At 37.9% G+C, this 10,716-nt stretch carries 10 protein-coding genes; 3 read left to right on the top strand and 7 right to left on the bottom strand.

Annotated features, from left to right (window positions below; all coding sequences use genetic code 11):
* Positions 1-66 precede the first annotated feature (66 nt).
* From FD29_RS07925 to FD29_RS07900, 6 genes are all read right to left on the bottom strand, one after another.
* Positions 67-825 carry a DUF1003 domain-containing protein gene (locus tag FD29_RS07925; RefSeq protein ID WP_057888407.1) on the bottom strand — a complete coding sequence of 253 codons (759 nt, stop codon included), beginning with the start codon at positions 823-825 and terminating at the stop codon, positions 67-69.
* A gap of 152 nt (positions 826-977) precedes the next feature.
* The gene (locus FD29_RS07920) at positions 978-2,165 is read right to left on the bottom strand and encodes an NAD(P)/FAD-dependent oxidoreductase (RefSeq protein WP_057888406.1); all 1,188 of its coding nucleotides are present in this window, start codon (positions 2,163-2,165) and stop codon (positions 978-980) included.
* An 82-nt stretch (positions 2,166-2,247) separates the two neighbouring features.
* Positions 2,248-3,396, bottom strand: coding sequence for a cation:proton antiporter (locus tag FD29_RS07915; RefSeq protein WP_057888405.1), 1,149 nt, complete (start codon positions 3,394-3,396; stop codon positions 2,248-2,250).
* A gap of 9 nt (positions 3,397-3,405) precedes the next feature.
* Entirely contained in the window at positions 3,406-3,993 is a 588-nt protein-coding gene (locus FD29_RS07910) for a TetR/AcrR family transcriptional regulator (protein WP_057888404.1), read from the bottom strand.
* 151 nt (positions 3,994-4,144) lie between these two features.
* Entirely contained in the window at positions 4,145-5,077 is a 933-nt protein-coding gene (locus FD29_RS07905; protein ID WP_057888403.1) for a glycosyltransferase family 2 protein, read from the bottom strand.
* A gap of 62 nt (positions 5,078-5,139) precedes the next feature.
* On the bottom strand, positions 5,140-7,059 hold the full coding sequence (locus FD29_RS07900; protein WP_057888402.1) for a coiled-coil domain-containing protein: 1,920 nt from the start codon (positions 7,057-7,059) through the stop codon (positions 5,140-5,142).
* A gap of 125 nt (positions 7,060-7,184) precedes the next feature.
* Between FD29_RS07900 and FD29_RS07895 the strand changes: the two genes are divergently transcribed.
* On the top strand, positions 7,185-8,381 hold the full coding sequence (locus FD29_RS07895) for an acetate/propionate family kinase (RefSeq protein ID WP_057888401.1): 1,197 nt from the start codon (positions 7,185-7,187) through the stop codon (positions 8,379-8,381).
* 1 nt (position 8,382) lies between these two features.
* Here the strand turns inward: FD29_RS07895 and FD29_RS07890 are convergent, their stop codons facing one another.
* Positions 8,383-9,297, bottom strand: a complete 915-nt coding sequence (locus FD29_RS07890; protein ID WP_147007917.1) for a 1,4-dihydroxy-2-naphthoate polyprenyltransferase — start codon at positions 9,295-9,297, stop codon at positions 8,383-8,385.
* A gap of 85 nt (positions 9,298-9,382) precedes the next feature.
* On the opposite strand from FD29_RS07890, the gene FD29_RS07885 reads away from it, so the two are divergent.
* Positions 9,383-10,354 carry a polyprenyl synthetase family protein gene (locus tag FD29_RS07885; RefSeq protein ID WP_057888399.1) on the top strand — a complete coding sequence of 324 codons (972 nt, stop codon included), beginning with the start codon at positions 9,383-9,385 and terminating at the stop codon, positions 10,352-10,354.
* Between the two features lie 15 nt (positions 10,355-10,369).
* The gene (locus FD29_RS07880) at positions 10,370-10,696 is read left to right on the top strand and encodes a hypothetical protein (RefSeq protein WP_057888398.1); all 327 of its coding nucleotides are present in this window, start codon (positions 10,370-10,372) and stop codon (positions 10,694-10,696) included.
* Positions 10,697-10,716: the final 20 nt, after the last annotated feature.

The following is a 10,716-nucleotide window of genomic DNA, read 5'->3' as shown; positions in this document are numbered from 1 at the left end:
AAAAAGTTCTAAGTAAAGAGTTTAATCTTTACTTAGAACTAATCTTAGGTTGTTTCATTGTTTAAATTACTTGTTAGGATGGCGCGTGTTGCGTTCGCGTTTGGGTTCATTGTCGATTTTCAATGATTGAATCTCATTTTCGATTTCACTGAGAACTTCGATCTGCATTTTTTGAATATCGAGAATATGAGGCCATTGAACTTCGATCAGTTGGTCGAGTTTTTGGTGGAGAATACGAATCTCCATTTCTGATTTTTTATTAGTCTTATAGTCGTTTTCAGAATCGAAACGGTCACGGTCAGCTGCCCGGTTCTGACTCATCATGATGATAGGAGCCTGTATAGCGGCCACACAACTCAAGAAGAGGTTTAAGAGGATGAATGGATAGGGGTCAAAATGAATGCCAAAGAGATGCAAGACGTTAAGAGCCATCCATCCGACTAGAATAATTACGAAAGTAATGATAAAGCCCCAGCTACCACCAAATTTGGCGACGGCATCAGCTAGTTTTTGACCACGAGTTCTTTTGCCATAGACGGTGTCGTTGATATTAGTAATAACGTAAGTATCCTTGGCAAGTTCTTTCTTGAGATGGTCGCTCATTTCATGGTCGATATTTAAGTCTTGGTCAATAATCGTTTGCATGTGATCGATGCGCAGTCTTTGCATATCCTTTAGACAAATAAATGAAGAGTCCTTGGCGTAACTGTTGGTTTTTAGAACCTGCTCCTTTAGTAGGTCACTGAGATCTCGTAAGAAAAGACCTTCCGTTAAAGTAAAACGATTACCACAAATTGCACAGATTTGATTCTTTTTAATTGCCATAGTTTACACCCCTTATATTTACAAAGTAAGTATAGAATAGGGGGATTTTTAAATCAAAATGAATGAATTTCGCAAAGTTGTTATTTGGGCTTAACAATAAAAACCTCTGATTCTAGGGAACGAATCAGAGGTTTTTAAATTAATTATTAAGTTTAAATAGTTCCTTTTTTAATAGCTGTCTTAATGCCGGCAATTTCCATGATTCCACGGTCAGCAGATAGGTGCTTGAGTAGTGAGGCAATAGGGCCCTTGAATTTAAGATTCTTGTCAGTAATTTCAGCAATACCATGATTTTGACCAAGTGAAGCAACGGTACCCATTGAGTGATATGTGTATGGCTTCAAGTCTTTGCCATTCAATGCAGCAGCGATGTTGAATGCGGCACCACTACCTTCGGATGTAGCTAATTGACCAGTTGTTGGGTATGGACGTTCAGCACCCTTAGGAATAATAGCCGAATCATCACCGATAAAGTATGCTTCAGGGTGTGCTTCGAGATTCAAGAATTCAGTAGTCATAACACGGTTTCTACGTGCTTCGATACCGGAGTCCTTGATGACGTCAGAACCACTGACACCAACAGTCCAAATAATTGTACTACCAGCGACTTTCTTTTCAGTATCGCCATCCATGTAGACAACATCTTTTGGTTCGATCTTCTTGATCTTAGCACCAGTTAAGAGTTTGATACCGTTCTTGTCAAGATAGTCAACGGCATAGCTAGCAAGGTTTTCATCGAACATAGGTAGGATTCTTGTAGCCATTTCGAGACAAGTAACTTTAATTTCAGGTACATCATATTTAGCTTTTAGAATCTTAACGGTATCTACTAATTCGCCAAGAATTTCAACACCAGTAAATCCGGCACCACAGACAATGATAGAGAGGTCGGCTGGATCTTGTGATTTCTTATAGTTAGCAATGTTTTTGTTTATATTCTTGTAAATATTTTGAGCTGTCTCAAGATCTTGAAGAATCAAGGCATTTTCACTTGCGCCTTCGAGTCCAAAGTCTTCAGAACGGAAACCAAGTGAAACAACGATGTAATCATAAGTGATGTCATCGTGGTCAGAGAATTCAACTGTCTTGTTGTCGAGATCGAGTTTGGAGACAGTTGCCTTGATGAAGTTAACATTTGAAGGAAGAACTGAACGGACGTCAAAACTTACTGCATCGGCCCGGTTGGTTCCTGCTGCAATAGTGTGCAAAGCTGTTTTTTCAACATGCTTTTCATTTTTATCAATCAAATCAATTTGTGTTCCTGCTGGTGTGTTTTTGGCTAAGTCACGAGCAGCTCTTAAACCACCATAACCAGCGCCAAGTACTAAAATGTGTGCCATAATTAACCTTCTCCTTCTGTACCGAAATTAAATGTTTACGTTACCATTATATAACCTTGCGGGAGTTAGGAGAAATCATTTGCTATAAAGGATTTTTACTAATTGAGTGCTTTAAGAAAAATGGCGCAATAATTGTAATTAAAATGACACTAATAATGACTGTTGAGTAGTATTCATCAGAGAGCAAGTGTACGCCGTAACCTACTTGAGCAACGATTAAGGCCATTTCACCACGAGAGATCATTCCTGAACCGATGACGTAAGAATCTTTCATGTCGAAACCTGATAATCTGGCTCCAAAACCAGCTCCGAATAATTTACCGAGAATACCAGTGATCGTGAAGAGAGCAATCAACCAGAAATCGTGAATAAAGCTACTGAATTCCAAGTTGAGTCCGATACTGATGAAGAAGATAGGAATAAAGACAGAGTAGCCAATCAATTCGATATTTTGATTGATTTTTTCGTTGTAATCCTTGGAATTAGAAACAGCAATTCCAGCGACAAAGGCACCTAATACGGAGTCCAATTGAACTTTATCGGCGATAAAAGCCATGATGAAACAAATGACCAAAGCGAAGATAGTGGGGGCGTGTGTCGCATCGACATATTCTGATAATTTCATTAACTCAGGGATGACCCATTTGTGAAAGACGACGATGAGTACGCCAAAGAAAATCCATAATCCCAGAAGCATCAGCAATTTATTGAGCGAGAAACTTCCTGTCAATGTACCGGACATAACGCTCAAAATAGTGATTGCCAAAATGTCATCTGCCACGGCAGCACCTAAGATAACTGTTCCGGAAGTGCTGGACAAGTAGTTGAGACTTTTCAAAACTTCCACGGAAATTGAAACGGATGTGGCAGCAAATACGACGGACATAAAGATACTCTCTTTGACGTTTATACCAAATATCAAGGCCGTACCTAACGTCAAAGCAACTGGCAAGATCACCCCACAGATAGCTACATTGATACTGGGAAGGAGGTGCTTGCGCAAAAGCTTCAGATCACTTTCCAAACCGGCTAAAAACATCAACAGTATAACGCCGATGTCGGCAAATAGTTCGACCTCAGCGGTTGGTTTGACGATGTCTAAAACGCCTTTTCCTAAAATAACACCCAAGATCAATTGGCCAACGACGGCTGGTAAATTGAGGCGATTGAAAAGGTGACTGACGATAAGAGTCAAAAAGAGCATTAAAGCTAACAGGGTTATAAATTTCATGGCATACTCCTAATTTTTTTGAATGCCATTGATGAAAATATTGATAACCGTCTTGAGATTAGCAATATTGCGCTTCCTTTTGGCATCATTATATTCAATGTAAGGGAGTAACATTGTCAAAAAAGTTCCAACTTGGACTGGAATGGCGAGGTCAGAACGGAGTTCACTTTTGTGAGCTTGAAAAATATTAAAGAGGACTTTATAATAGCCGCCGTCCCAGTTTTTACTGAGGTTTTTGCGTTCTTCATCAGTGAAAAAATTCTCGATGTCGTTACGCATAACGAAGTAATTGATCCGAAAATTTTCTATCATGAATTGCGACATATAGAGCAATAGTTCCTCAAAAGGCAAATCTTTTTTATCGTTATAAGCTTGCAATAACTTGGAACTGAAACCACTGACAGCATATTCGATCGACTTTATATAAAGGACCTTTTTGTTTTTATAATAGTGGTACATATTAGGCTGCGTTATGTTTAGTTCTTGAGCGATTTTGCGAGTTGAAGTTGCTTGATACCCTTGAGAGAGAAACATCTCCGCTGCGACTTTCAAAATAGCGTTCTTAGTATTCTCTGCTTGTTGATCACGTACATTCATTTTTATTTAATCCATCCCTTGATCTATTCATTAACATTATATCTTAATGTGTATCGTCTATCATGTGATAACTAATTGGTTCGATTTAGTAATAAAAAAGCAGAGAGCTCAGCCCGGTTTTCAATGAAACAGTGACTAAGCAGCTCTGCTATTATTTTTTATCTTTTACGATATAAATTGGACGCTTCTTAACTTCCAAGAAGATCTTACCGATATATTCTCCGAGAATACCAATACTGAGCAATTGAATACCACCAATCAAAAGGATGATTGATACGATTGAAGCCCAGCCATTGACACTGCTAAGTGGATTGATGAACTTGCGAATAATAATGGCAATAATCGCAACAATCGAAGTGATAGAGAAGATAGTTCCCATCCATGTAGCAAACATTAATGGACCTTCTGAAAAGTCAACGATACCAGTTACGGCATACTTGAACAATTTCCAGAAATTCCATGAAGTAGACCCAGCTGAACGTTCGCGGTTCTTGTAAGGTAGATATTTGGTCTTAAAACCGACCCAACTGAAGATACCTTTTGAAAAACGGTTGTATTCGGTCATTGATTTGATAGCTTCGACCATTTGTCTAGTCATTAAACGATAATCTCTGGCACCAGGAATAATTTTTGTTTGGGACATTTTGTTGATAACTTTATAAAAGCCATTAGAAAAGAAGGAAATAATTTTATTTTCGCCTTCACGATCCGCACGGGCCGTTCCAACGCAGTCATATTCGCCATCTTCCAATAGATCAAACATTTCGGGAAGCATTTCGGGTGGATCTTGGAGGTCAACATCCATAACAGCAACGTAGTCACCAGTTACTTCGTTTAATCCCGCATATAAAGCAGATTCTTTACCAAAATTACGTGAGAAGGAGATGAAATGGACTTCATCACTGTGTTCTTTTTGAAGCTCTTTTAAAATAGAATAAGTACGGTCTTTGGAACCATCATCAACGAACCAATATTCAAATTTGAATTTATTAGTATCTTCCTTGAGCTTAGTCATGGCATCGTAGTAAATATTAATAGTTTCTTCTTCGTTGAAACACGGCACGATAATAGATATTGTTTTCATAATTTTTTTCACTTTCACAATAATTAGAAAAAAACACTCATGAATGAGCGTTTTCAATTAATCTAAATTTTTAATGATTCTGGAAGAGATAACATACCATTACTTGCAGTATTAATTACACTAACGCTGATATCACGGTTGGTCTTATTCTCGATAGCATGAAGGTCATCATCCGTTTGAACAAAGAGATCTTTGATATCTTCGTGTTTATCCAAGAGATCGATCACAGCATCGATATTCTTAACGACGTCTTGCAATAAACGAATTGAATCGTCGCTAGAAATGCTGTTGACACTCATAATTAATTGATAGAGAAGATCGGAATTATTTCCAACGAAGACAGAATTTTCAGTATTTGGTGAGATACTCTTCAACCACCATGTGATAAGCTCTGACTTTTCGTTGAAGTCGTGTTCGAGTAAACCATTCTTGTCGAATAGTTGATAACTGATAGCGGCATCCTTTTCAAAGATCACAGTTAAAACAATTGAACCATCTGTGCGATAGAAGTTTTGTTCTGACAATTGTTTGTTCTTATTGAAGTTTTGAGTTGATGATAACTGACCATCACCGTTATAAATATTAGTCTTTACGATTTGGTCGTTCTTGTAATAGTTGATTCTGTCAATCGTCTTGTTGAAATAAGCTACAGTCATAAGCAAAGTTTGTTTTTGATCGTAGATGAAAGTATCTTGGGATTCAACGTCAGTTCTAGTTACCCAACTGTCGTTAGCTGGAATAGCAACCTTTTTGTCAGTTGGATTAGGACTTGTTTGTAGTTGATCGAAGATGTTGACTACGTTTGGAATTGGTAAGTGATCAGATTTAGCTTTGTCATCGATGATTTCGTGGATGTGGTTGTTATAGAAAGTTGAAACGATCGTAACGGGCTTTTGAAGTTTTGTTTCCAAATAGTTGACCATGCCAAACAAGTCGTTTTTAGCAGCATCTGAATCAAAGTCATCGGCAGCAACGTAATATTCTTTGTCTTTGTCGAGATAAACATCACGAACCAAGTAGGCTGAGTGGAAAACATCCTTGATGTATTTACTGATGTAGGCGATGTTGTCGTTGATTTCACCGAGTTCGCCATCGATTTTAGAGTGCTCTTCGCCAAGACTTTGAATGTGGCGTTCCAAACCGGCAATCGTTTCGATACGGAAGTTGTGGTCACTCTTCATTTTATCTTCGATTTCGTTGGCTTTCTTCTTGAAATCGTTGATTTGGTCGTTGACGTTTTTGATATTAGTATTCAAATCGTCAGCTTGACCATTTAGTTTAGTGATATTTTCTTGGGCATCGTTGATTTGACCCTTGAGGTCTTTTCTTTGATCGTAAAGCGTGTTGATGGAATTCTTTTGGTCTTCCATGAGGGAAAGCATCTTTTGTAAGTTGGTCTCTTCTTTGATCGAAGTTGACATGTCAGCTTCAGATTGTTCGTTCTTAGCCAAATCGTTTTGAAGTGATTCCAATTTAGCTGTCTTAGTATTGATTTCGGAATTCAATTCGTTTAATTCTTCTTGCAGCTTAGCAAGGTTTTCTTCTTGTTCCTTGCGGTCAGCATTGACACTAGCGAGATGTTCTTTAGCAGCATCGTCGTTTTGAGCCTTAGTATCAGCTAATTTTTCGTTAGATTCTTTTTCGTCACGCTTCAAAGTTTTGAGATATTTGTCGAGTGTGTCTTTTTTTACTTCAAAATCATCTTTTTCAGTGAAAAGATTCGTTTTGAGGTCATTTCTTAATTGAGCATATTGGTGTGAGAGACCGTTCATTTGCTCTTCAATGTTTAGGCGCTTATCATGAACTGACATGGGAAGAGTTTCTTCTTCTTTTTCAGGTTGAGTCGCAACTTGATTTTGGTTATTATCAGAGTTGGTAGCGCTTTTATCTGGGTTTTCGTCCTTTTTAGGAGAATCAGGAGCGGGTGTAGATGGTTGCTCTGGTTTCTCATCAATTTTGCGTAGCATGTCTAAAAATTTCACGAATGAATTCCCCCATAAAAGACTTATAATAGTTACTAAAGAGTAGCATTTTTTTATAATGGTGTAAAGTTTGCTACTATGCTCTTTCAAGAGAATATCTAGACCCAAAAAAGGAGAGTTTTTGTATGAAGATAATGGCTATAAATGCAGGTAGTTCAACGTTAAAATGGAAACTTTTTGAAATGCCTGAAAAAATCACAATCGCTTCTGGCATGATTGATCGCTTGGGTAGTCCTAAGGCCGTCTTTAAATTGAAGTATAACGGTCAAAAGATTGAGCGTGAAGAAGCCGTAGAGTCTAATGATGTCGCCGTATTGTCTATCTTAGATGCCTTAAAGGACATGCACATCATCGACCGATTTGAGGATATCGTTGCCTTTGGTCACCGGGTAGTCGCTGGTGGTGAAGAGTTCAAGAAATCCGAAATCGTTACAGCAGAAAACTTAGAGAAGATTGAAGCTTTATCAGAATATGCTCCTTTGCACAACAAGATCGAAGCATATTACATAAATGTCTTTAAGAAATTAGTACCTAAAGCTATTCAAGTAGCCGTTTTCGATACTTCCTTTTTTGTGGACATGCCAATGGAAAATTATATGTACAGCATTGATATGGAAGACTATAAAAAATACCACGTTCGCCGTTATGGCGCCCATGGTACGAGTCATCGTTATATCGCTCAACGATTGGATGCAATCATTGATGGTGGAATTAAAGATAAGAACGTTATCGTTTTGCATTTAGGAAGCGGTGCCTCAATCAGTGCAATCAAGCATGGCAAAGCTTTTGATATCTCAATGGGCTTCACACCATTAGCCGGAATTATGATGAGTTCTAGAAGTGGCGACATCGACTTTTCGATTTTGCCATATTTAATGAGAAAACTCGGCCTAACTGATATTCAAGATATGATCGATATTTTGAATCACAAATCTGGTTTGTTGGGTATTTCAGGTATTTCGGCCGATATGCGTGATATTGAAGCCAACGAAGATACTAATCAACGTGCCAAATTAGCTTTGGAAATGTATCGCAACCGGATCGTTAAATTCGTCGGTTCTTACATTGCTGAAATGGGTGGCGTCGATGCCATTGCCTTTACCGCCGGCGTAGGTGAAAATTCAGCTGAAGTTCGTGAAGACATTTTGGAATCATTCAAATTCATGGGCATTAAGATCGACCATGACAACAATCAAGTTCGTGGCAAAGAGATTAAGATCACGACTGATGATTCAAAGATTGCCGCCTATACGATCCCTACCAATGAGGAATTGATGATTGCCCAAGATACTTACAAGTATGCGGGTCTATTGAATAAATAAGTTAGAAATTAAAAATAACACCTAGAATAAAAGTTACCGTCTCTGTCAAAGTGATCAGTAAAAGATTTTTGATGATCAAGGGGAATGTTTGCTTCTTGATCGGATTATTGCTGAATGCTTTGGCATTTTTATATACTACGGGTGTGATCAAGAACGCCAACAACATCAATTTAGGCAATATTCCCAAGATCACTGAGCAGAGCAAAGCTAAGTAGCCGAGTACGTAAAGCGATTTTAGAATGAAGATCGAATTGCTTTTACCTAAGTAATAAACTAATGTTTTGCGCCCTAAACCGATATCTTCCTTTTGGTCAGCAATATTGTTGGCCAGTAGTAAATTGGAAATGGCAAAAACAGTCAACAATGCTGATAACAAGGCATCACCGTAGAATTTGAAGTCTAAAGTGACCATTGGGTTATGAACGACGTTGATGTAAATAGCAATCAAGTAAATGACGTACCCCATTGTGAAACCTGAGAAAAATTCACCTAAAGGTCCGCGATTGATGGGCCAAGGGCCACCGGCATAGAAAAAACCGACTGCGAATGAAAAAATACCAAGATAAAGTAATGGTAAGCCTGTTCTTGAGACGATGAAGAGACCGATAATACCGGCGATAGCTGTGAAAGAAAAATCTAACCAGCCGATCATGTGAATATTTAGATGATTAACACCGATGACGTTAGTTTCTCGACGGAAGCTTTCATCACCAGTTGCGTTCTTGTAATCCCAGTAATTGTCGTTGATGTCGACAGCCATATTGAACAAGAACATCGCGATGAAAAAGAGAATCAAATCAAGAGCGTTAATAGAGTGCCAGTGATAATATGAGTACAACGTACCCATCAGAAATGGAAAGACACTGGCAGTTTTAGCTTTTATTTCTACAAGTTCAAAAAATACAGAAGGTTTCACAAAAATCATTCCTTTGGATTTGATAAGTTCTATTATAGAATTAAAATCGAATACAACAAAGTGATACAGGGGTAAGAGATATTTTATGGCGAACTCAATTTGGAAAAGTTATCCTCAACTAGGGGAGAAATTGGACTTAACGACAGATTACATTCATGAAATTGTGAAGATCAACAATCTGGATATCAGTTCAATGATCATAGATTTAACTTCAAGTGGTAAAATGCTACGTCCAGCTTTCTTCTTGCTGTTCAGTGAATTTGGCGAGAAAAAACGTTCCACTAAAGACTTGATTCCGCTGGCTGCATCGCTTGAAATCCTTCACGTTGCAACCTTGATCCATGATGATGTGATCGACGATTCACCGTTACGCCGGTCGTATCCAACTATTCATACTAAGTATGGTCGCAGAAATGCTATCTATGCGGGGGACTACTTATTTACCTTGTATTTTGAGCTGATTTCTAAAAACTTAGAGTCCAATACTGACATTTTACGTAACGCTTTGAGCATGAAAAAGATCCTAATTGGGGAATTGGATCAAATGTTGATCAACTTCAACGTCAAATCAACGACTGATATGTACATGAAAGAAATATCTGGTAAAACCGCTGAATTGTTCAGTTTGAGCGCCGCAATGGGAGCAGTTGTCAGTGATGGCAGCGCCGAATTAATTACTCGTTGTAAGGAGATCGGCCATGATATCGGTATGGCTTTTCAAATTATTGATGATATTTTAGATTTCAGTAATTCAGCTCAGACAGGCAAACCAGTCCATGAAGATTTGAAAAATGGCGTCTATTCATTGCCTTATATTTTAGGACTGGAAGCAGGAAATCGACAATTAATTGACATATTGTCAAAAGCTGATTTAACCGCTGAAGATGATTCTTTAGCAACTGATATTGTGATAGATTATGGATACTTAAATAAAGCAAAAGATATAGCCAAAACTTTCACTGAACATGCAGTTGAAGAGATTGAAAAGTTACCTAAAAACAAAAATCAAAAAGTATTGCGTGCGATAGTTCAACGTTTGGTCAATCGAATAAAGTAGGTTAGGTGGAACAGAATGAAACAAGCCCAAAAAGAAGCCAAAGTAGCTCAAATTAATGAATTGCTGAACGAGCTGAATAGTTCAGTTACTGAAGATAATCAAGTTAAAACTGAGATTAAAAAGGCCTATAATTCCATCAATAAGCTTGAAAAGATTGATAAACAATACGATCAATTACATAAAGCAATCAGTGATATGAACTATCAATTTCAACAAATTGCTTTGCGTAAAGAGTATCATTTCAATCCCGAACAGGATAAATTGATTAATGAATTAAAAGAACAAACCAAAGAGTCAATGTTACAGAGTGGTATTGGTACGATTAATCCAATGGCTTGGTAAACTAGCAAAAAGTAAAAAAA

The sequence above is a fragment of the Companilactobacillus mindensis DSM 14500 genome, from assembly GCF_001434275.1.
GTDB classification, from domain to species: domain Bacteria; phylum Bacillota; class Bacilli; order Lactobacillales; family Lactobacillaceae; genus Companilactobacillus; species Companilactobacillus mindensis.
This window is presented reverse-complemented; position numbering and strand designations above follow the sequence as displayed.

Bases quoted from the DNA above. Each gene is read 5' to 3' on its own strand.
- FD29_RS07925 (WP_057888407.1), bottom strand. From the start codon at position 825: ATGGCAATTAAAAAGAATCAAATCTGTGCAATTTGTGGTAATCGTTTT.
- FD29_RS07885 (WP_057888399.1), top strand. From the start codon at position 9,383: ATGGCGAACTCAATTTGGAAAAGTTATCCTCAACTAGGGGAGAAATTG.
- FD29_RS07920 (WP_057888406.1), bottom strand. From the start codon at position 2,165: ATGGCACACATTTTAGTACTTGGCGCTGGTTATGGTGGTTTAAGAGCT.
- FD29_RS07905 (WP_057888403.1), bottom strand. From the start codon at position 5,077: ATGAAAACAATATCTATTATCGTGCCGTGTTTCAACGAAGAAGAAACT.
- FD29_RS07880 (WP_057888398.1), top strand. From the start codon at position 10,370: ATGAAACAAGCCCAAAAAGAAGCCAAAGTAGCTCAAATTAATGAATTG.
- FD29_RS07915 (WP_057888405.1), bottom strand. From the start codon at position 3,396: ATGAAATTTATAACCCTGTTAGCTTTAATGCTCTTTTTGACTCTTATC.
- FD29_RS07895 (WP_057888401.1), top strand. From the start codon at position 7,185: ATGAAGATAATGGCTATAAATGCAGGTAGTTCAACGTTAAAATGGAAA.
- FD29_RS07910 (WP_057888404.1), bottom strand. From the start codon at position 3,993: ATGAATGTACGTGATCAACAAGCAGAGAATACTAAGAACGCTATTTTG.